The organism is Gordonia sp. 852002-50395_SCH5434458 (assembly GCF_001665905.1).
Classification (GTDB): domain Bacteria; phylum Actinomycetota; class Actinomycetes; order Mycobacteriales; family Mycobacteriaceae; genus Gordonia; species Gordonia jacobaea.
Window position 1 is genome coordinate 54,220 of record NZ_LZTC01000096.1, and the last position, 20,404, is coordinate 74,623.

General features: G+C 64.9%; 21 protein-coding genes and 2 pseudogenes. 11 read left to right on the top strand and 12 right to left on the bottom strand.

Annotation, left to right across the window (positions count from 1 at the left end; all coding sequences use genetic code 11):
- Positions 1–132 precede the first annotated feature (132 nt).
- From A5785_RS23845 to A5785_RS23945, 4 genes and pseudogenes are all read left to right on the top strand, one after another.
- Positions 133–309 (top strand): hypothetical protein, encoded by a 177-nt coding sequence (locus A5785_RS23845; protein ID WP_231894351.1) that lies wholly within the window; start codon positions 133–135, stop codon positions 307–309.
- Entirely contained in the window at positions 248–487 is a 240-nt protein-coding gene (locus A5785_RS23935; RefSeq protein WP_269449583.1) for a transposase, read from the top strand. The genes A5785_RS23845 and A5785_RS23935 overlap by 62 nt, the downstream gene beginning before the upstream one ends.
- Positions 444–749: pseudogene (locus A5785_RS23940) on the top strand (transposase); the annotation flags it as partial. The gene A5785_RS23935 and the pseudogene A5785_RS23940, both read left to right, overlap by 44 nt.
- Complete coding sequence (locus A5785_RS23945; protein ID WP_269449584.1) at positions 748–948, top strand: transposase; 201 nt, start codon at positions 748–750, stop codon at positions 946–948. The pseudogene A5785_RS23940 and the gene A5785_RS23945, both read left to right, overlap by 2 nt.
- Positions 949–1,317: 369 nt before the next feature.
- Here the strand turns inward: A5785_RS23945 and A5785_RS23145 are convergent, their stop codons facing one another.
- Positions 1,318–1,551: a DUF2188 domain-containing protein gene (locus A5785_RS23145; RefSeq protein ID WP_064870675.1), complete on the bottom strand. Its 234-nt coding sequence runs from the start codon at positions 1,549–1,551 to the stop codon at positions 1,318–1,320.
- Between the two features lie 72 nt (positions 1,552–1,623).
- Positions 1,624–2,775 (bottom strand): hypothetical protein, encoded by a 1,152-nt coding sequence (locus A5785_RS20155; RefSeq protein WP_064868753.1) that lies wholly within the window; start codon positions 2,773–2,775, stop codon positions 1,624–1,626.
- 88 nt (positions 2,776–2,863) lie between these two features.
- On the opposite strand from A5785_RS20155, the gene A5785_RS20160 reads away from it, so the two are divergent.
- Both A5785_RS20160 and A5785_RS20165 read left to right on the top strand, forming a co-directional pair.
- Positions 2,864–3,205, top strand: a complete 342-nt coding sequence (locus tag A5785_RS20160) for an antitoxin Xre/MbcA/ParS toxin-binding domain-containing protein (protein ID WP_064868756.1) — start codon at positions 2,864–2,866, stop codon at positions 3,203–3,205.
- Positions 3,202–3,762 (top strand): RES family NAD+ phosphorylase, encoded by a 561-nt coding sequence (locus tag A5785_RS20165; RefSeq protein WP_064868759.1) that lies wholly within the window; start codon positions 3,202–3,204, stop codon positions 3,760–3,762. The genes A5785_RS20160 and A5785_RS20165 overlap by 4 nt, the downstream gene beginning before the upstream one ends.
- Before the next feature lie 538 nt (positions 3,763–4,300).
- Here A5785_RS20165 and dnaB read toward each other — a convergent pair.
- The gene (gene dnaB, locus A5785_RS20170) at positions 4,301–6,535 is read right to left on the bottom strand and encodes a replicative DNA helicase (RefSeq protein ID WP_064868762.1); all 2,235 of its coding nucleotides are present in this window, start codon (positions 6,533–6,535) and stop codon (positions 4,301–4,303) included.
- Positions 6,536–7,152: 617 nt separating this feature from the next.
- On the opposite strand from dnaB, the pseudogene A5785_RS20175 reads away from it, so the two are divergent.
- Positions 7,153–7,767: pseudogene (locus A5785_RS20175) on the top strand (hypothetical protein); the annotation flags it as partial.
- Between the two features lie 20 nt (positions 7,768–7,787).
- On the opposite strand, the gene A5785_RS23980 reads toward A5785_RS20175, so the two are convergent.
- The 5 genes from A5785_RS23980 to rpsF all read right to left on the bottom strand — a co-directional run bounded on the left by A5785_RS23980 (position 7,788) and on the right by rpsF (position 10,438).
- On the bottom strand, positions 7,788–8,399 hold the full coding sequence (locus A5785_RS23980; protein ID WP_082938133.1) for a universal stress protein: 612 nt from the start codon (positions 8,397–8,399) through the stop codon (positions 7,788–7,790).
- A gap of 318 nt (positions 8,400–8,717) precedes the next feature.
- Entirely contained in the window at positions 8,718–9,170 is a 453-nt protein-coding gene (gene rplI, locus A5785_RS20180) for a 50S ribosomal protein L9 (RefSeq protein WP_049699270.1), read from the bottom strand.
- A gap of 19 nt (positions 9,171–9,189) precedes the next feature.
- Positions 9,190–9,447, bottom strand: coding sequence for a 30S ribosomal protein S18 (gene rpsR, locus A5785_RS20185; RefSeq protein WP_005177187.1), 258 nt, complete (start codon positions 9,445–9,447; stop codon positions 9,190–9,192).
- Between the two features lie 61 nt (positions 9,448–9,508).
- Positions 9,509–10,030 carry a single-stranded DNA-binding protein gene (locus A5785_RS20190; protein WP_049699269.1) on the bottom strand — a complete coding sequence of 174 codons (522 nt, stop codon included), beginning with the start codon at positions 10,028–10,030 and terminating at the stop codon, positions 9,509–9,511.
- Positions 10,031–10,156: 126 nt separating this feature from the next.
- Entirely contained in the window at positions 10,157–10,438 is a 282-nt protein-coding gene (rpsF, locus tag A5785_RS20195) for a 30S ribosomal protein S6 (RefSeq protein WP_005202393.1), read from the bottom strand.
- Between the two features lie 206 nt (positions 10,439–10,644).
- Here rpsF and A5785_RS20200 point away from each other — a divergent pair, with 206 nt between their 5' ends.
- The gene (locus tag A5785_RS20200; protein WP_064868765.1) at positions 10,645–12,096 is read left to right on the top strand and encodes a hypothetical protein; all 1,452 of its coding nucleotides are present in this window, start codon (positions 10,645–10,647) and stop codon (positions 12,094–12,096) included.
- A gap of 10 nt (positions 12,097–12,106) precedes the next feature.
- Positions 12,107–12,688, top strand: a complete 582-nt coding sequence (locus tag A5785_RS20205; protein ID WP_064868768.1) for a GNAT family N-acetyltransferase — start codon at positions 12,107–12,109, stop codon at positions 12,686–12,688.
- Here the strand turns inward: A5785_RS20205 and A5785_RS20210 are convergent.
- The 4 genes from A5785_RS20210 to A5785_RS20225 form a co-directional block, all read right to left on the bottom strand.
- The gene (locus A5785_RS20210) at positions 12,679–13,629 is read right to left on the bottom strand and encodes an 8-oxoguanine DNA glycosylase OGG fold protein (protein WP_064868771.1); all 951 of its coding nucleotides are present in this window, start codon (positions 13,627–13,629) and stop codon (positions 12,679–12,681) included. The genes A5785_RS20205 and A5785_RS20210 overlap by 10 nt on opposite strands.
- A gap of 5 nt (positions 13,630–13,634) precedes the next feature.
- Positions 13,635–15,278, bottom strand: coding sequence for a glycosyltransferase family 87 protein (locus A5785_RS20215; RefSeq protein ID WP_082938134.1), 1,644 nt, complete (start codon positions 15,276–15,278; stop codon positions 13,635–13,637).
- A gap of 64 nt (positions 15,279–15,342) precedes the next feature.
- Positions 15,343–17,655, bottom strand: a complete 2,313-nt coding sequence (locus A5785_RS20220) for a transglycosylase domain-containing protein (RefSeq protein WP_064868774.1) — start codon at positions 17,653–17,655, stop codon at positions 15,343–15,345.
- A gap of 238 nt (positions 17,656–17,893) precedes the next feature.
- Positions 17,894–18,292, bottom strand: a complete 399-nt coding sequence (locus tag A5785_RS20225; protein WP_039854392.1) for a DUF5318 family protein — start codon at positions 18,290–18,292, stop codon at positions 17,894–17,896.
- 231 nt (positions 18,293–18,523) lie between these two features.
- Here A5785_RS20225 and A5785_RS20230 point away from each other — a divergent pair, with 231 nt between their 5' ends.
- Positions 18,524–19,219, top strand: coding sequence for a PadR family transcriptional regulator (locus tag A5785_RS20230; RefSeq protein WP_064868777.1), 696 nt, complete (start codon positions 18,524–18,526; stop codon positions 19,217–19,219).
- Positions 19,212–20,300 carry an inositol-3-phosphate synthase gene (locus tag A5785_RS20235; RefSeq protein WP_049699263.1) on the top strand — a complete coding sequence of 363 codons (1,089 nt, stop codon included), beginning with the start codon at positions 19,212–19,214 and terminating at the stop codon, positions 20,298–20,300. Before A5785_RS20230 ends, A5785_RS20235 begins: the two co-directional genes overlap by 8 nt.
- Positions 20,301–20,404: the final 104 nt, after the last annotated feature.

Sequence of the window (20,404 nt, forward strand, 5' to 3'; positions counted from 1 at the left end):
CTTGGGCTGGTGTGGTTTCGGGCAGCGGCCGGGGTAGCCGGAGGCTCCGGCGTGTCGCTTCCAGGGCGGGCCATCGTGTAGTGGTCAATGAGTTACCTACCACCGTGACTCACAGTAAGGACACTCCACACGATGGCCCAGGATCATTCTGCCGTGCGCGCCCGTCTCGATGAGCTCAAGGCCGCCGATCCGCAAGCGATGTTCACCGAGCTGCTGCGTGCCGGGTTGCAGGAGCTGATCGAAGCAGCTGACCGCCACCGTCAGGGCGGGGCGCCGCCAGCGCACCGACGAGCGGACCACGCACCGTAACGGGCACCGCGGCAAGACGGTGTCGACCCCGGCCGGGGATGTGCAGGTGCAGATCCCGAAGCTGCGGGCGAGTTCGTTCTTCCCGTGCCTGATCGAACGCCCCGGCGGATCGACCAGGACTGCACGCGGTGATCATGGAGGCTTACGTGCACGGCGTGTCCACCCGCAGTGTCGATGAACTGGTCAAAGCCCTCGGCGTGGACACCGGCATCTCCAAATCGGAGGTCTCCCGCATCTGCCAGGGGCTCGACGGCGAGATCGCCCGGTTCCGGAAGCGGACGCACACGCACATCAGCTTCCCGTACGTGTTTGGGACGCCACCTTTTGCAAGGTGCGGATCGGCGCACGTCGTCTCGCAGGCCCTGGTGGTCGCGATCGGGGTGTCGATGGAAGGCACCCGCGAGGTGCTCGGCACCGCGGTCGGCGACGGCGAATCGTATGAGTTCTGGTCCGAGTTCCTCCGCTCGCTCAAGGCCCGCGGCCTGGGCGGGGTGCACCTGGTTTACCTCCGACGCGCATGCTGGCCTCAAACGGGCTGTCGCAGAGCAGTTCACCGGCACAGCGTGGCAGCGGTGCCGAGTGCACTTCTCATTCGCAACGTCGGGGCGAAGGTCACTGCCAAGCAGATGCCGCCGGTGATGGCCGACAACGCTAACGCGGCGTGCACGGAGAGGTCTGTGCCGTAGTCGAGGCTGTTGAGCCTGTCCTCCTCGCCGGCTAGCTCCTCGGCCAGCTCGGCGATCGGCCTGTCGGTTTCATCGGCCAGGAGTGCGGCAACGATCTGCAACGCGAGCGGTAAGTGGTCCTAGACGCAGCGTGACCTGCGGAGCCTGAGTGAGTCGCCCATCGGCCGGATTGCGCGCGCGAACCGCGCTGATCAGCAGTTCGAGCGCTTCGTTGGGACTAGTCAGGAAAATACCAGCAAAAGTCAGAGCCACGGCCGTGACAACACCCAGCGTCGCCGACGCTGACACCCACATCATTCGATCCTTCACTAGCCGTGGATTCTTATCCATTAGGTGGGTTAGGGTCCGCTTTGCCCACCGTGCCGGTGTTGCGGATCTGGTTGTTGTGTTTGCGGTGATCGCGGACTTCACCGCCACCGCTGCGTTGTGCGAATCCGCGTGCGGCACCGTGGGCTTCGGCTTGGGTTTCGTAACGGCCGGCAGCGCGGTCGGCGCCTGCGCGTTTGGCGCTCCAATCTCTTGAGGTCTTGTCGTATTGCACGTCGGAGTCAGCCATGTTGCTGTACCTATCCGCTCGTATAATTCTTGCTGATCAAGCTACTATCGCGGTACGACATCGACCGTTGCCTCATGAGGCTTGTTGTTGTTCGTGTTCAATCTCGTCGATGAGACTGCGCAGGGTGCGTGTCCCGAGCTTGCGGACGTCCTCACTGAGGTAGTGCTCGTTGACACGATCGCGCAGAGCGATGGCTTCGGTGAGGCGGTCGACCTCCATCGCGCCACGCCAGGGCGCGGGACGGCGAAGCGTCTCGGCTACCTCGCCCGATCGGGCGTGCAGGTAGTGCGCGCGACGGTCATCAAGGGGCCCGGTCACACTGTTGCGGCACGATCCGATACGGCATCCGACACGGGTGCGTATATCGGTGTGGCTCAACAACTGTCGAGCAGCTTTGGACGACACGGTAGCCCCGAGGGCGGGCAGGTAAATTCCGGCAGCAGCACCGCCGCCCTGGCCTTTCTCCGGGTCGGGGGCCTTGCGGTAGCGCGACATCGTTTGGGCGTGGTTGACCTTTTCGAGCATCCCCAGGCCGACCGAGTACGCATCGGCATGCCCCATGGCCAGCGCGGCGCGGCCGATGTTCCCCGACAGGCCCAAGGTGACGGTCATGCCGTGTTCCCGGAACTGATCGAGCACTCCGAAGGCGGTGCGGATCTTGCGGATGCCTTCTTCGTCGCCACCGAGCGGAGAAAACCGGATCTCGATGTCACCGATCCCGGCGCCTGCGTATTCAGCGGCCAGATCAATGCCCAGGCGGGTGATGGCCGTGGTCGCCAGGGTGACGACAGCCCGGGTGGGCTTGTCCTGGCCGACGGCGATCCGGGTGCGTTCGGCGAGGTCGACATTCAGGCGCGCGGTGCGCTCGTCGGTGACATAGAAGTGGGGCGCGGTGATGTGGGTGCTCAGTTCGGGGTGCTTGTCGATGGTCAACCCGACCAGGGCGGCGCGTTCTGCAAGGTTGCCAGACAGAGAGTCGATGTCGTAGGGCCGACCTGTCCAGAGGGGCAGCTTTTCCAGGTCATATCCACGTGCAGCAAGGCGCTCGGCCGCCGGTTCCCAGTACACGGACAACCCTGCTTCGACGGCGGCAGCGGCAGCATCTTTTTGATGACGCACAGCCTTGGTGTCGAGGGTGATCGCGGCGGTGCCGGTGTGATCGCGGGACAGGAAGTCTTCGACCGGTTTGTGGTCGTTGGGTCCAAGCCGAAACTGAATCCCCATGGTGTGGAACGTCCTCTCGCCTGCGGGCCTCGTCTCGTGACAGAATACATGACATAGTGAATGACAAAAGGAAGACAGGCGGACAAATATGGGAGTTAACGCACTCGCCTCGACCGTGTCGAGTGCGATCGAGCGCTTGGGATTGACCTACGAGGAGGTCGGCGGCATCGTCGATGCCTCCGCGCGTTCGGTGGCGCGCTGGACCTCCGGTCAGGTCGTCCCGCAACGTCTCAACAAACAGCGACTCATAGAGCTGTCCTACGTCGCCGACGCATTGGCCGAAGTACTTCCGCGCGATCAAGCCAACGTATGGATGTTCTCCCCGAACAGGCTTCTGGCCCATGCCAAACCGGCCGATCTGGTCCGCGACGGTGAGTACCAACGCGTCTTGGCGCTCATCGACGCGATGGCTGAAGGGGTCTTCGTGTGAACAACGGGCTCGACGAGGGCCTGGTGCAGCGCATTGATTCGCGCGGCACCGTCGCGTGGTCAGGAACGTGCTACCGCTACACCACCGCCCACCGCGACCCTTTATCCGGCGAGGGGGCGCGGCGATTCGGCGGCAGGTGGAACCCCGCCTCGCTGTTCTCGGCGATCTATCTGGCCGATTCCACCCAGGCATGCATGGTTGAAGTTGACCGGGCTGCACAGGCGGCATCCACGACCGCAAAAAAGATGCTCGAAGCCGACTACCTGCTGCACACAGTGACGGCCGAGGAGCTGGCGGTGCTGGATTTGACAACCACAGAAGCCCGCGAAGCGGTCGGCCTCGACGAGGACGATATCCACGGCGATGACTGGTCGGCCTGCCAAGCCGTGGGCCATGCCGCCTGGTTCCTCCATGTGCAGGGTGTGCTGGTACCCGCTGCCGGCGGCGTCGGGTTGGTGATCGCCGCCTACGAACACCGCACCCGCCCAGGCCAGCTGCAAGTCGCCTCCAGCGAGGAGCTGACACCCACCCGTTACCGCGAACTGCGACACCCCTGACCCAAAGGACTGCGGGAACAACTGCTCGGGCAAGACCGCCTCCAACGAAGCGGTTGCGAAACGACCCACGAAACCGACTTTTCGAAGTCGGCGAGCAGCAACCGACCCAATTCCAGACGAGACTCGTTAGTCACGTGGCCGGCACAGGTCGCAGCCCAATACGTGCACGAGTAATGCTTCTGGCCCTTGAACCAGCGAACTGTCCTCCACGGCGCCGCCGCACGCAGACGCTGCGTCGTCACATCCTTCCACGGTCCTGACCACTCCAAGCCATCAAGCCGCGACCGGACTTTCACCATCACCGATGCGAGATCCACCACCGACGCCGGGCCGTCGTCTGTCGCATTCGATGAAAGTTCGGCGGTAGCCATCGGCCGCCCCTGCGCTCGCTGGGTTATCTCAGCCCACACTGCGCCTGCGACAGCCTCCACCAGCTACGACACGCCGGGTGCACCTTCGAAAAATCTCAACTGATTGGCCAATCAGTTGCCACTACCGTTGAGATTTGGCCATTTGAAATGAGATCTACAAACACCAACTACCCCCGCGCCATATCCACGAAGCGGCTCAAATGTAGTTGGTGCGCAACGGTTATCGTGGCAGTAGGACCATTGCGGTGCTTGCCGACGATGATGTCGGCCTCGCCTGCGCGCGGGTCGTCGCGTTCAAACGCGTCGGGGCGGTGGAGCAGGATGACCATGTCGGCGTCCTGCTCGAGCGATCCCGACTCACGAAGGTCCGACACCTGCGGCTTCTTGTCGGTGCGCTGTTCTGGACCACGGTTCAGCTGGCTGATCGCGACCACGGGAACCTCGAGTTCCTTTGCGAGCAGCTTCAATTGGCGGCTGAACTCCGAGACTTCCTGCTGACGAGACTCGACCTTCTTGCCCGACGTCATCAGCTGCATGTAGTCCACCACAACGAGTTTCAGGTCGTGGCGCTGCTTGAGGCGTCGAGCTTTGGCGCGGATCTCCATCATGGTGAGGTTCGGCGAGTCGTCGATGAAGAGCGGCGCCTCGGAGATCTCACCCATTCGGCGTGCGAGGCGCGTCCAGTCGTCGTCGGACATCGAACCGCCACGCATGTCGCCGAGCTTGATCTTGGCTTCGGCCGAGAGGAGTCGCATCACGATCTCGACCTTGCTCATTTCCAGAGAGAACATCGCGGCCGTCATCTGATGGCCGATCGAGCACGACCGGATGAAGTCCATGGCGAGCGTCGAATTGTGCGTCGGCACCATCGCCTCACCGGCGAGATACATGTGTTCGTCGTTGTCGACCTGCACGCACCGCACCGGGACACTGCGGACCGGGCGCACGGCGACGACGCGTCGAACTCCCGACTGCATGCGAAGTTCCTTGTGGCGCAACGCTTTATGGTAAACAGTGAAGACGTCGTCGTCGCCGGTGTCGACGCGGAGCCAGCCGGTGGCCGACCTCTTGTATGTGTAGCCGAGCCCGGCGACGAGGTCGGCGATGACGGCGGTCATGTGTCGGGTGGCGGCGGGAACGATGATCCACCCGTCCTCGTCGACGCTCGCACGGGCATCGAGGAGGCCGGCGAGCAGTGCTCGACGCTGGGCGATCGACCCGCGCAGGTACTCATACGGAATACGCCCACCGAGGTCTGACATCAGCGCCATGACGTCGACGTCGCCCTCGGCGTCGATGCGGATGCCGATCTCGGGATCGTCGAATGCCATTCCGGCAAGTGCGGCAACGGTATACGGGCCGTAGGCAAAGTTCTTGCGCGGCAACTCGAGTGGCTCGGTGTTGCGCACCATCGCGCACCCGACGTGCACCCGCAGATCGGCGGTGGTGAGGGTGCGTCGCTCATCGTCGACCTCAGCGACCCACTGGTGCTGCTCGTCGGCGACGAGCACGCTGCCATCGCTGAACTCCACCTCGAAGCACGGCCGCTCCGTCATGACCTCGGTCGCGGCAACGACGCGCGTCGGCCTACCGTGCGGATCGATGAGCTCGTCGCCGACACTCACCGTGCCCATCGTGGTCCAGCCAGTCGGAGTCGGTAGCGGAGTGTCGAGCGAGAGCGCTTTGCCGACACCCGGGCGGGCCGCCACGATGATCATCTGTCCGGGGTGGAGTCCGTTGGTGAGCTTGTCCAAGTCGGCGAAACCCGTTGGCACACCGAGTGAAATACCACCGCGAGAGGCGATGGAGTCGATCTCGTCCATCGTCGGCTGCAGCAACTCTTCGAGCGGCACGTAGTCTTCGGCGGTACGCCGCTCGGTGACCTCGTAGACCTCGGCCTGCGCGCGGTCGACTACTTCGGCGACATCCTGGCCGTCGGCACCGGAGTAGCCGAACTGCACGATGCGCGTGCCGGCCTCGACGAGGCGTCGAAGAATGGCCTTCTCGGCGACGATCTCGGCGTAGTAGCCGGCGTTGGCCGCGGTGGGCACGGTGGAGATGAGGGTGTGCAGATAGGGTGCGCCCCCGATGCGACGCAGCTCGCCCGCGCGCTCGAGCTCTGCGGCGACCGTCACGGCGTCGGCGGGTTCGCCCTTGCCGTACAGCTCGAGGATCGCCTCGTAGACGGCCTGGTGCGCCGGGCGGTAGAAGTCGTTGGTGCGGATCTTTTCGATGACGTCGGCGATCGCGTCTTTCGAGAGCATCATGCCGCCGAGAACGGACTGCTCGGCCGCCATGTCTTGCGGCGGTTGACGGCCATACTCCTCGACCGGCATCTCTGGCTCGTCTGGTCGTCCGGAATCCCGAGCCGCACCGTGGCCGCGATCATCGACAACTGCCACGTGTGCCAACCTTTCGAAATCGAACCCTGACGATGGACGGCCCCCCAACCGTCAACTCGTCGACACGGCGGTGTGCTGACGACTCTGCCGTCCCCCGGAAGCCTGACTGGCTGAGTCGTCTTTGTTCATACCCGAGGGGTCTGACAGGTCGGACCGCACATCGCGACGCGCAACACCATCGGGCACTGATGGAAGACAGTAGGAGTTCGTCTCGTCGCACTCAAACGCGCTTGTGGACGAACTTGTGGATGGCCTGTGGACGGCTCGCGCGCAACCGCGTGTCAGTTGTGCAGCCGCTGTGGAGAACGTTGGGGAGTAGATGTGTGTGTAACTCGATCTCTGCAGGTCAGATGCTGTGTGCGATTTCCACAACGAAGAACTTTTCTCGGCTCGGCGTGTCTTGGGAAACTCACAGCCGGGCGTGTTGTGGGCGGGTGACAACCACCATCGAGCAACAACGCAGTGAACAGTGGGTGTGACCTGCGCAACAACACAGTTGATGCGCGGCGATTCGCCTTCGCCGCGCCGCGCAACCCGCCACTGTCTGAGTTTTGCCCTCGCCCGACGCTGCGATGTGGTGCACTGGCCCCGTGCCGACGACCCGCAGACGCCACCGGATGTCTCGCTCCCGTCTGGCGTCGTGTGTCTTGGCGGCCGCAGCACTTCTCGTGCCGCTACTGAACGCATCTCCGGTGTCCGCGGCACCCCTACCGCTGCCCGCCGCGTTCGACCTGTCGCGCTACGCACCAGTCGATCCGACGCCGTTCCGCTCACTGGCCTACGACGACAACGGACGGTCGTTCTTCACCACCGGCCGGTGGAACTGCCAGATCGGTCCGACGTTCCGCTCGGTGGGCTGCCAGGGCCGCCCCGCGACCGCACCTCCCGGCGTCCAGGGCGCAGCCATCACCGCCGACGCCCAGGGGCCGTGGTGGGTACCTGAACCCGATCTGCTGACCGGCACCTCATACCGCTTCGGCTCGACGTCGGGCTTCCGTCCGCCGCGCCTGAGTGTCGGCACACGGGTGACGATCGCGGGTGTCACCTGCACGGTGCCCTCAGCCACCCAGGTCGCCTGCCGCACCGGCAACCGGGCGCTGATCTTCTCGCCCGGATTCCACAAGTTCTACTACCCCGCGGGAGACACCGCGCACAACGGCAATCCCGCGCCGCGCTACCTGCCGGCGTCACTTCAGGCGTCGAGTCAGCTACCGCTCGTGCCGGCGCCGCCCGAGCTGATAGGCCCCTATCGTCACTCCGCAGTCGCGGGGGCGCCTGCTCGACGCCGCTCACGCAGGTTGCGCACGCCACGTGGCGTAGCGGTGAGTAGGTACCCCGCATCGACGCCCTTGTTGACCATGAGGATCGGAATATCTGTTGTGGCGCACAGCCTTCGAGCCAGTCGACCCGGGCCGGACGCATACCCGAGAACCATAGCGGCCGCATCGAGGTCGCGGGATTCACGCGCCAACACGACGTGTGGACTACCGCTGCGCACCAGCGCTCGAACATCGGAAGCGCCTGCGGCACAAGCGACTTCTCGTGCGCGTCGCTGAACTTCATGGATCACCGAGAGTTCCTCGAGTTGATAGGCGTCGACGCCCAGCTCATCCCGCCAGCGTCGTTCCTCGTGACTGCGGTGGGGATTCGCCCGCTGCCGTGCGACGGCACTGACGAGGTAGAGCGGCGCCTCGGCGCGGACCGCACGAGCGCAATACTCGACCGCCCAATATGATTCGTCCGTTCCGCACACTCCGACGACGACGGGCGGTACTGACGTTTGGGTCTGGTTCTGGGATGACCTGCGCAGGGGAATTGTCGCGACGGGATTGTGCTGGATCTGGTGACCGAAGAGAGTGTGCATGGCGGTGACTTCCGAGATGGGACTGCATAGCTGTGAACGCGAATCCCTTACACCGGCACACCACGTCGGGCACCATTACCGAGCTGGACCCGGGGAACTCGCTGCACATGACGCTACGAGCGCGGGCCTTTGCGGTATCGGGTAGCCGTCTACCCCACTTTCGCGGCTGCGCGTGCGCGTCGCGGCGTACGAGTACGCAGTTCACGAGATATGCCAAGCCGCCACTGCAGGGCCCCACAGACGACGAGAGCCGGGCGGAACGGTGTCCGCCCGGCTCTCGACCGGTGTAAAGCTACTGCGTATCAGGCAGCGGGTAAATCAAGCAGCGACGACGTCGACCTGAACGGTCGCGGTGACGTCGGGGTGCAGGTTCACGACGACCGGGAAGGTGCCGGTCGACTTGATGTGTCCCTTGGGTAGTTCGACGGTGCGCTTGTCGACTGCGGGGCCACCTGCGGACTTGATCGCGCCGGCGACATCGCCAGCGGTGACCGAGCCGAACAGCTTGCCCGAATCGTGCGTCTTGACCGACAGGCTGATGCCCGACAGGTTCTCGAGCGCCTGCTTGAGCTCGTTGGCGTGCTCGACGCCACGGACCTCGCGGGCCTCCTGCGAGCGTCGGATGGTCTCGACCTGCTTCTCGGCACCACGGGTGGCCTTGATGGCCAGGCCGCGGGGCAGCAGGAAGTTGCGGCCGTAGCCGTCCTTGACCTCGACGGTGTCGCCTGCTTCGCCGAGGTTCTCCACGGCAGCGGTGAGGATGAGTTTCATGTCGTTATCCCCTTCCGGCTTATCGGGCGGTCGACGTGAAGGGCAGCAGTGCCACCTCACGCGAGTTCTTGACGGCCACAGCGACGTCGCGCTGATGCTGGACGCAGTTGCCGGTCACGCGACGCGACCGGATCTTGCCGCGATCGGACAGGAAACGACGCAGCAGCGCGGTGTCCTTGTAGTCGATGTCGGCCTTCTTGTCCTTGCAGAAGGAGCACGCCTTGGTCTTGGTGACCTTCTCGACGCGCACCTTCCGGGTGCTCTTAGCTTTTGCCATGTGTACTTACTCCAAAGTTGTTGCGAGGACGCCTCTTTCACATAAGGGGCGTCGTCGCGGTTCAGAAGGGGGGTTCGTCGTCCCCGCCGCCGAAGTTTCCGCCGCTGCTCGCGGGTGCACTGCCCCACGGGTCGTCGGCGACCTGCTGGCCCGAGCCCGACCCGCCGCTGCGGCTTCCGCCGCCGGACGAGCCGAAGCCTCCGCCACCGCCCCCACCGCGCGAGGCCTTGTTGACCTTCGCGGTGGCGTACCGCAGCGATGGGCCGATCTCGTCGACCTCCAGCTCAACAACAGTGCGCTTCTCACCCTCGCGGGTTTCGTACGACCGCTGCTTGAGACGGCCCTGCACGATGACCCGGGATCCCTTGGTCAGACTCTCGGTCACGTTCTCCGCGGCCTCGCGCCAGATGTTGCAGCGCAGGAACAGCGCTTCGCCGTCCTTCCACTCGTTCGTCTGACGATCGAATGTGCGCGGCGTCGACGCCACCGTGAAGTTGGCCACCGCCGCACCCGACGGAGTGAACCGGAGTTCCGGATCAGCCGTGAGGTTGCCGATGACCGTGATGACCGTGTCGCCTGCCATGTGTTTCCCCTTAGGTCTACGTGTGGGCACTCGTCGAAATCGATGTGCACCGCGAGTTGAGTTCAACCCTAGGTGTCGACACCGACGAGATCGATGGATTCGTTCGGTCGATCAGGGATCTGTGGGTTACTTGCGCAGAACCTTCGTGCGCAGAACCGACTCGTTGAGCTTCAGCTGACGATCGAGCTCGCTGACCGTCTTGGGCTCGGCGTTGAGATCGATGACGGCGTAAATGCCTTCGCTGTGCTTCAAGATCTCGTACGCGAGTCGGCGCTTGCCCCAGATGTCGACGTTATCCACCTTGCCGCCGTCGTTACGGACAACGTTGAGGAAAGTATCGAGTGAAGGGGCGACGGTGCGCTCGTCCAGATTAGGATCGAGAATGACCATCAATTCGTAGTGACGCATAAGACCACATCACCTCCTATGGGCTCATCGGCCACGGACTGTCCGTGGCAGGAGGGTCGCCTGCGTCGGCAACCGCTCCACCATACACGGGGCACCCCTGACCAGCGAAATCGCGCTGCAACGCACAACCCCGCTCCGCCGAGACGAAGCCGGCCGACGGGTAGGTGACGCAGACCACCGGCCCGCCATCTCTTACCCTGTAGGCCATGCCCGCGCTCCGCTTCTCTCCGACCATGGGCTTCGGGCAGTACACACTGTCTCGCCGAGGCGAGACGGCGTTGATCCTTCTGGTCTCGCTCCTTCTCACGTCGGTGGCTCTGTACTGGTCTTATGTCATCAAGGTGAAGTGCGGCGGCGAGCCGTTCTTTCCCGACGGTCGGTCGCATCACTTCCCCGTCGGCGACGTCGACGCCGTGGTCCCCTGCTACTCCGACCTGATGTACCTGTGGGTCGGGCGCGACATCAACAACCACATCTTCCCGTACATCCACGGCGGGATCGGCCCGAACGGCCACCTGTTCGGCGGCGTTGTCGAGTACCCGGTGCTGTCCGGAATGCTGATGTACCTCGGCGCGATCGGCGCCAACACCGACACCGAGTTCTTCCAGCATTCCGCGCTGCTGCTCGCCCCGTTCGCCTTCGCGATCACCATCATGCTGGCGTTGATGACCCGCTGGTGGGTTCTTCTGTGGGCCGCGACGCCGCCGCTCGTGCTCTACGCCTTCCACAACTGGGAGCTGCCCGTCGTCGCGACGGCGGTCGGTGCCGTCGCGGTGATGGCGTGGGGTGCGTCGACCAACCCGCGAACCGGCGACCGGCGACTCTCGCTACGAACGTCGGCGATGCTCGCGGCCGTGCTGTTGGGAATCGGCTTCTGCCTCAAGCTTTATCCGGGCTTCTTCGCGCTGCCGCTAGCGCTGTACGTGCTGACGCGCGGCGCGGGCGGCATGATCAACGCGCGTCGTCGAACCGAGGATCTCGACTGGACCGGCGCGATCATGACTGCCGCGGCGGCTGCCGTGACGGTGATCGCGATTCAGTTGCCGTTCATGATCGTCGGCTTCGAGGGCTGGAAGGCCGCACTCTCGTTCCAGGGCAAGCGGAAGTCCGACGTCGACACCAACTCCATCTGGTACTGGGGACTTCGACATTTCACCGGCGGACAGACCGACACGTACAACTCGCTCGTCGGCATGCTGTCACCCCTGCTGATCCTGTGCGCCTTCGCGCTCGCGGTCTATCTAGGGTGGCGGGTGTACCTGCAGTCGGGCACCTATCCGTGGATCGGCGTCTCGGGTGCGATGCTCGCCGGATTCATGTTGTTCCACAAGGTCCACTCACCGCAGTACACCCTGTGGATCCTCCCGTTCTTCGTGCTGCTGAAGACCCGCTGGCCGATCATCGTCGCCTACCTCATCGCCGACTTCCTCTTGGACACCACCATCTTCCGGTTGTTCGGCATCTACACGGCGCACGCGCCGATGCAGTGGTGGGTGATGGCGGGCGTGAACATCGGCGTCTGGGTGACCGCCGCGATCCACCTCTACCTGATCTTCGCGTTCGTCCGTGCCCCGCTGCGAGAACCGTTGGCCACCATGGTCGCTCCACGGCCACGGCCGTCCGACGACCCCGAACCCGTGCTCGCGACGTCGTCGTAGAGGAGTCGACATGAACGAATGGCTTGGCGACGCCCCACTCGTCGGCGAGCGGGTCACCCTGCGGCCCTTGACCTTCGACGACGCTCCCGCACTCGCGCAGGTCGTCGACGATCCGCAGCGCTTCGCCTGGACATCGGTGCCACGCGACGAGGAGTCGGCGCGCGAATACATTGCCGCCGCACACGCCGACGATGCGCGCATCGCCTACGCGGTCGTCGACAACAGCAACGGAGAGCTGGTCGGCTCGACGAGCTACTACGACATCGACCACGCGAACCTCTCTGTCGCGATCGGGTACACCTTCTACGCCGAGAAGGCGCAGGGCACCGCGGTCAATCCGACCGCGAAATACGTTCTGCTACATCACGCCTTCGACGACTGCGGCGCCGTACGCGTCGTGTGGCACACGCACGAGAACAACGCGCAGTCGAGGGCGGCGATCGCGAAACTCGGCGCCGAGTTCGAGGGACTCCTCCGCAAACATCGACGCTGGGCCGACGGGTGGCGCACCACCGCGCAGTACGCCATGACCGACGACGACTGGCCCGCTGCGAGAGATGCTCTGCTGCAGCGCATCTCACATCACGGGTAAGACATCCCGATTCGGCCGTCGCGGTATCGTCCGAACTCGTCGTGACGCAGGTAGCCCGGCTCGCCCACGTCTCCGATCGCCCGCATGATCTTCGCTCCGATCTTGGAAAAGTGTTCTGCCGCAGGTGAGCTGGGGTTCATCTCCGACAGCATGCCCATCCAGTGGTAGACGAGCTTCAGGTCGTTGGCATTCAGCGGCCCCGGAACCCACCTGTCGTGTGGCTCCTCCTGCCACGTGTCGCGGTGCCACGACTGCCATCCGTAATCCCACCCGCTCGGCGGTGCTAGCGCGACGAGACCGTTGACGACGACGTCGAGTCGTTCGACCCCGATCTCGGTGCGCCAGCGTCGTAGCAGGCCCAGATAGGCGACGTACTCGTCGGCCGACCAGTTGGTGGTGCTCAGGCTGTCCCAACCGGCCCACCGCAGCGCACGTGCCACCGCGGGCTCGATCACCTGGCAGGGATGGTCGGCGGCGCCTGCTCCGGCGAAGTAGAGGTACCAGGTGAAGCCGCTCGGCCCGAGTCGGTCGATGCGGTTGGTGCGTCCGGGACGCAGCATGTCGTAGGCCTTGTCCGGATCGGTTGACGCGATAGCTGCTGCCTCCTGCAGCACGCGGGCGACGCGGCTGCGATTGGCGCTCACCGCGATGATGCGTTTGCGGTTGTCGGAGACGGCGCGCCCGGTGCAGAACGCGACGGAGTTCCAGAGGAGGGTGAGCGCCGCGTCGGGGCTCGTGGACGCGAGTGTGCCGAGGTCGAACAGCTCGGCGCGCGAACGGGATGTCCCGATCCCGGCGTCGGGGAGGCCTGCGGCGACGAGCTCGTCGCGCCACCAGTTGCCGTCGATCTGCACGGTGTCGGTCATGAGGGCTGCGGTGCGGTCAGCATGCGCGGCCCATTCGATGAGTTCGGTAGGAGCTGGGAGGTCGGGTGTTGTCATGCACCCTAGGACGTCGAGAACCGCCGCTCGGTTCCACCTGATTTTCCTGCCGTGACGTCTCCGGCCATGACACTTCCAGTCGCGACATTTCCGGCGACGCCGTCGAGGCGCGCGGCATCACGCGGCGGATACGCGCCGATGGCGCCGTCGAGTGGTCCGCCCGCCGGATCGTCGAGCGGTCTGCCGCGTCGATCTCGACGCACCAGGTCGTCCTCGGGGTGGTAGATCTGCCAGATCACGACGATGCACAGCACGATCACCATGAGCGCGCGAACGACAACGGCCAGGGTGAACCAACCCTCGGGGAGCCAGCGGCGCGACGGGTCAAGGAACAGTGACATCCGCGGAATCCACACCAGGGCGTCGATCACCATCCACGTCATCAGCAGTCGCGTGTGCGGAATGGCCAGCACAGCGAGCGGCACGAGCCACAGCGAGTACTGCGGACTCCAGACCTTGTTCACCAGCAGGAAGCCCGCGACCATGAGGAAGGCCAACTGCGCGAGGCGCGGTCGGGTCGGCGCGCGCAGAGCCAGGTAGCCGATCCCGCACGCGATCAGGACCAGCAGACCGAGTGTGATCGCGTTCAGCAGCGTGATGTTCCATGTGAAACCAAACGCTTTGGCGAGGATCCGGAAGAGGGTGTCGGAGTCGGCGCCGCGCTCGCTGTTGTAGCGGAAGAACTCGTACCAACCGCGCGGATACAGCACCAGAATCGGCAGATTCACCACGACCCACGTCAGCACCGCCACCGACGCGGCGGTCAAGAAATCGGTGACCCGCCTGGCCCTCAGGCATAGCACGAGGAGAACGAACAGCAGCAGGATCGGATACCACTTCGACGCGACACCGAGTCCGATGAACAACCCCGCGAGCCAGGGTTTGTTGCGCGCCCACGCCAGGATCGCGAGGGCGACCATCGCCACCGCGATTGCGTCGAAGTTGGTGAATGCGTGGACGATCACCAGTGGTGAGAGCGCCGCCAACCACGCCGCCCAGATGCGCGTACGAGCGGTCAGCGCCGTCGCCCAGACGACGACGAGCCAGAACAGCGCGAGGCCGAGCGCCACGAGGTTGAAGAACAAGACGACGCTCAGCGCCCCGGGGACGCCGAACTCGTCATGCAACCACTGCCAACCGTGCGCAGCCTGCGCGGCGGCGTACATGTAGAGGCCGGTCAGCACCGGGTACTCCATGTACCGCTTGATGGTGTTGCCGTTCTGGTCTTGCTGGAACCAGTACGTCTTGTAGGGGAACGCACCCTTGTCCAGTTGTTCGGCGCCGTAGAGCGCGATCACGTCGGAGTAGCAGAGATTGGTGAACTGACGCTGGTTGTCCCAGTCGAGTCGCATCGAGTGCCCGGCGTCGTTGGCCTCCGACGTCGCCGGAGCCTGCTGCAGACAGCCGGCCTTGCCGTACCAACTGAGCGCCAACGCACAGAGCGACAGCAGGAACAGCACACGGATCGGTGTCCAACGCCGACTGCGTCCGACGGCCCCGTGCGTACCCAGCGGGCCGCCGATCACACGACTCGCGTCTCGCGCGACGACGTCGGTCCTGCTCGGGATCACGCGCGCGTCGTCGACCCGAAGGTCATCAGACAGCGCAACCGGGCTCGCTACCCCGTCGGAGACAACGCCGCCAGGAATCGATCGCTGCTGTGACTGCGCCGACGCGGCGTCGTCGAAGTGCTTTCCCGACGACGAGCGACGGTCAGCCGACCGGCGGCTCAGGGGTGACTCCGCCCTCGTTGCCGGTGCCGGTATTGCCCTCGCCGTTACCGCCGTTACCCGCACCACCGTTACCGGTGGTGCCGTTGCCGTTTCCCGGCTCCGGATTACCTGGGAGCGGGATCGTCACGCCGGGAGCGAGGGTGATGCCGCCACCTCCGCCACCGCCGTTTCCGTTGCCCGGAATCTGCGGAATCTGCGGGGTGTTCTCCCGCGGCGCGCGCGTCCGCGGCGTGTTGTAGTCGGGGTTGTAGGTCTGCGTCGGCGCCTCGGTCGGCGCACCGGCCTGACCACCGACGGCCGCGGGCTCCGGGAACTGCTCGATCTGGTCACCCTCGAGCGCATTGTTCATCGACTTGCGCCAGATCTGCGAGGGCAGTCCGCTGCCGTAGACGGGCGAACCCCCGTAGTTGGTCAGCGCGGTGCCCTTGTCGGTACCGACCCAGACGGCAGTGGACAGCTGCGGCGTGTAGCCGACCATCCACGCGTCCTTGTTCTGCCCGGTGTCGCCGAGCTGCGCGGTGCCGGTCTTGGCCGCCGACGGACGTGTGCCGTAGGTGCCGTCGGAGAGTCCGTTGCCGTTCGAGTACGCGGCAATCGGCTCGAGCGCCGAGGTCACGTTGTCGGCGACCTTGGCCGGGAAGACGCGCTTGCCGTCGTTCTTCTGATGCTCGTAGAGCACCTCACCGGTCGAGGTCTCGACCTTCTGCACCATGTACGGCTCGCGGTACACACCCGACGCCGCGAGGGTTGCGTACGCCGACGCCATGTCGATGACCCGCGACGGGTACTGACCGAGCACGACGCCGCCCTCGACCTGACCGTCGGGGTTCTGCAGCGTCTGCTTGATGTCGCCGAAGGACTCGGCGACACCCGCGGTGTGCGCGGCGTCGGCGACGGCGCGCGCCTGACCGTTGAGGTCCATCATCAGGCGGTAGTAGACGGTGTTGAGCGACATCTTCATCGCCGTGGCCAGGTTGCACGAGCCGCAGCTCTCACCGTCGGAGTTCTCGACGGTCAGACCCGACGACGTCTGATACGGCGCGGAGCTGTACACCTTCGACAGCGGGATTCCCTGCTGCAGTGCCGCGACGAGCGCGAACACCTTGAACGACGATCCGGTCTGCAGACCTGCCTGCGCATAGTCCCAACCCTGGCCGTCATCGCCGCCGTAGTAGCCGCGAACTCCACCGGTCTTGGGATCGATCGACACGACGGCGTCGCGGATCTTGTCGGGTTCCCCGTTGAGCACGCCGTTGTCGCACGAGTAGATCTTGTTCTCGCGGCACGCGGCCTGCACGGCGGCGTTCTGCGCCTTGGGATCGATGGTGGTGGTGATCTTGAGACCCTCGGTCCGCACCTGCTGCTCGGAGATGTTCAGCTTGTTCAGCTCGGCCATCACCTGGCGCTTGATCAGACCGTTGGGCCCTGGCGTCTCGACGGCCGCCGCGGGCTGCGGGTAGACCTTCGGGTACTGCATCGACGCACGCTCGGACTGCGTAAGCGAACCGGTCTGCACCATGCCGTCGAGCACGTAGTTCCAGCGACCCTCGGAGGCGACCTTGTCGACGGCCGGGTCGTAGTAGGAAGGCGAACGGATCGCCGCTGCCAGAACCGCGGACTCCTCGGGGGTCAGCTTGCTGACGTCCTTACGGAAGTAGGCCTGCGAGGCTGCGGACACACCATAGGCGCCGCGGCCGAAGTAGATGGTGTTGAGGTAGGCTTCCATGATGTCGTCCTTGGACCACTGTCCCGACATCTTGGTCGCGATCGCGAGCTCTTTGAACTTGCGCTCGTAGCTGTGCTCGTCGCCGACGAGCGCGTTCTTGACGTACTGCTGCGTGATGGTCGAACCACCACCGGCGTCGGCGTTGTTGGTGAAACGACCGAGCACCGCACGGCCGATACCCGTCACCGAGAAGCCTTCATTGCTGCGGAACTGACGGTCTTCGGCCGCGATCACCGCGTCCTGCATCGACTTGGGGATGTCGGTGATCTTGACGTCGGTGCGGTTGCCCTCCGGCGGCACGACCTTGGCGAGCGTCTTGCCCGTCGAGTCGGTGATCAGCGCAACCTGGTTCTGCTTGATATCGCCAGGGCTCGGCACCGTGGCGGTCGCGTAGGCGATGGCGAAAGCAAGGATGCCGATCAGGATGACCGCGGGGACCAGCCCGCCGAGAATGCCAAGCGTCCAGGCGATCACGCGATGCCGTGACTGCGTTGTCTGCTCGGCATCTTTCTTGGCCGATCGAGTCGGCCGTTTTCCCGTGCCGCGCGACGACTCCGTCCCGCTCATCGATCACCTTTCCGCACCGCGATCCAGGTCCCGCTCACGCGCGCCTGTGCCGTGTTGTTCGAGGTCAGAACCGCCACCGTGGTCGGTTTACCGTTCCTCACAGTACTTCTCCATCGCATCGAGCCCACTCCACTGTGACGTATGCGGCGGTCGCGCGGCAAAAACCTGCGGCACACACCACACACGTCAGAACGTCGACGAGCGCCCAATCTCTCGTCGACGAACGTGGAAACAACAGTTATTCGGCCACCCGACGACGACGTCGTGTCGATCGTGGCGGCAGACCCGCAACGTACGACTGGACGAGATGGTTCCAGCTACAAGTACGGCAGACTTCGACGACGTGCACGGTGAATTCTTCGGCGGTCGCGTCGAGTGAGGCGATCTCTTCTGCGGTACGCGCCGACCCCGACACCTGGCCGAGCCGGTCGCCGAACACCCACGACACCAGCGTGACCTGCTCTTTGCGGCAGATCGGGCACAGCGTCGACGACGGGCGCCCGTGAAACTTCGCGGCGCGCAGCAGGTAGGGATTCGCGTCGCACACGTCGGCGACGGCTGTCCGGCCGGAGTGGACATCGGACAGTCGGGACCGACGCTGCAAGGCGTAGTCGACGATCTGGCGCACGTGTTTCAGGGTACGTCGTCGCGCTCGGGGACGTCCGCGCGGACGCGCGCCGCGTCGACCCTCGCAAACCCGCGGGTCGCCCGCCGGACACCGGCGCGACACGTTGTGGACACTCCCCCGTCGACACAGTTATATCGGTGCGATACATTGGAAACCACATCGACGCGACATGCCGTGCCGTCCCATCGGACTCTCCCGGCGTGCGCGATCAGCCATGAGACTCCGAGGAGGTGCGCACCCATGCTGGAGCTCGCCATTCTCGGATTGCTGCTCGAATCGCCCATGCACGGCTACGAGCTGCGCAAACGCCTCACGGGGTTGCTGGGCGCATTCCGCGCGTTCTCGTACGGATCGCTGTATCCGACGCTGCGCAGGATGCAGGCCGACGGACTGATCGACGAAGCGAGCACACCCGCGGGCATGAAGGTGCGTCGCGGCCGCCGCGTGTACCAACTGACCGAGAAGGGTCGCATCCGCTTCAACGAGCTGGTCGCCGACACCGGACCGCAGAACTACACCGACGACGGATTCGGCGTCCACCTGGCCTTTTTCTCCCGCACCCCCGCTGTGGCCCGGATGCGGATTCTCGAAGGGCGTCGGCGTCAGGTCGAGGAACGGCGTGAGGGATTGCGCGAACTCGTCACACGAGCGACACGCGCGTCGGATCGCTACACCCGCCAACTGCACGAGCTGAGTCTGGAATCGAGCGAGCGCGAGGTGCGCTGGCTCAACGAACTCATCGCCGCAGAACACACACTTCCGGACGCGAACCCACAGCCGGGTCGCGACGGGACACAGGAAACACCCGAGCCGCCGGAATCGGCTGCGCTCGACACCACCCCGGTGACGCAGAATTCGCCGGCGGTAACCCACGTTCCAGGGTCCAGCGACGTTCGCGGTCCCAGAGAAAAAGAAGGAGAACCCGACCATGGGTGAGCCCAATAAGGTGCGCGTGGCCATAGTGGGCGTAGGAAACTGCGCTTCATCCTTGGTCCAGGGCGTTCAGTACTACAAGGATGCCGACGAGAACTCGACCGTCCCCGGTCTGATGCACGTCAAGTTCGGTCAGTATCACGTGCGCGACGTCGAGTTCGTCGCCGCGTTCGACGTCGACGCCAAGAAGGTCGGCTTCGACCTCTCCGACGCGATCTTCGCGAGCGAGAACAACACCATCAAGATCGCCGACGTCCCGCCGACCGGTGTCACCGTGCAGCGCGGCCACACCCTCGACGGTCTCGGCAAGTACTACCTGCAGACCATCACCGAGGCCGACGGCGACGGCGTCGACGTCGTGAAGACCCTCAAGGACAACGACGTTGACGTCCTGGTCTCCTACCTCCCCGTCGGCTCCGAGCAGGCTGACAAGTTCTACGCACAGTGCGCGATCGACGCGGGCGTCGCCTTCGTCAACGCACTGCCGGTGTTCATCGCCTCCGACCCCGAGTGGGCCGAGAAGTTCCGCGCCGCAGGCGTGCCGATCGTCGGCGACGACATCAAGAGCCAGGTCGGCGCGACCATCACCCACCGCGTGATGGCCAAGCTGTTCGAGGATCGCGGCGTGGCACTCGACCGCACCTACCAGCTCAACGTCGGCGGCAACATGGACTTCAAGAACATGCTCGAGCGTGAGCGCCTCGAGTCGAAGAAGGTCTCCAAGACCCAGGCCGTCACGTCGAACCTCACCGGCTCGCTCGCCGGCAAGGTCGAGGACAAGAACGTTCACATCGGACCGTCGGACCACGTCGCATGGCTCGACGACCGCAAGTGGGCCTACGTCCGCCTCGAGGGTCGCGCCTTCGGCGACGTGCCGCTGAACCTGGAGTACAAGCTCGAGGTCTGGGACTCCCCCAACTCGGCAGGCATCATCATCGACGCCGTGCGCGCCGCGAAGATCGCCAAGGACCGCGGCATCGGCGGACCGATCCTGCCCGCCTCGGCCTACCTGATGAAGAGCCCGCCCGAGCAGCTCGCCGACGACGTCGCGCGCCAGCAGCTCGAGACGTTCATCGAGGGCTGATCCGACGGTCTGACACCGTCACGCCACACGATGCCCCTTGGTCCGGACTTCCGGACCGAGGGGCATCGTCGTATGTGGGTGTCGAGTGTGTGGGTGTTGTGTCG